This window comes from Neisseria sp. P0009.S010 (assembly GCF_051958545.1).
Classification (GTDB): domain Bacteria; phylum Pseudomonadota; class Gammaproteobacteria; order Burkholderiales; family Neisseriaceae; genus Neisseria; species Neisseria subflava_A.
This window is the reverse complement of the sequence record NZ_JBQCVH010000029.1, coordinates 1-314: the sequence shown is the minus strand read 5'-3', so window position 1 is coordinate 314 and position 314 is coordinate 1. Positions and strand designations below refer to the sequence as shown.

Sequence of the window (314 nt, the reverse complement as noted above, 5' to 3'; positions counted from 1 at the left end):
ACCGTGACCGTTGCCGGCGACGACAACATCACCACCGAAGCCCAAGACGATAAAGTGACCGTTAAGCTGAAAAAAGACCTGGTAGTGAACAGCGTCAAAGCCGGCGACACCACCGTGAACAACGACGGTGTGAAAGTAGGCGACGATGTCGCATTGACCCAAGACGGTGTTAAAGCGGGTGATGTCAAACTGACCAAAGACGGTTTGAACAACGCCGGTAACAAAGTGACCAACGTAGCCGACGGTGACCTCAATGCCAACAGCAAAGACGCCGTCAACGGCAGCCAACTGTTTGCGACCAACCAAAACGTAGC

1 pseudogene is annotated in these 314 nt (G+C 53.5%); it reads left to right on the top strand.

The window, feature by feature from the left end:
• Positions 1 to 314 (top strand): annotated as a pseudogene (locus ACTHSN_RS10780) (hypothetical protein); the annotation flags it as partial.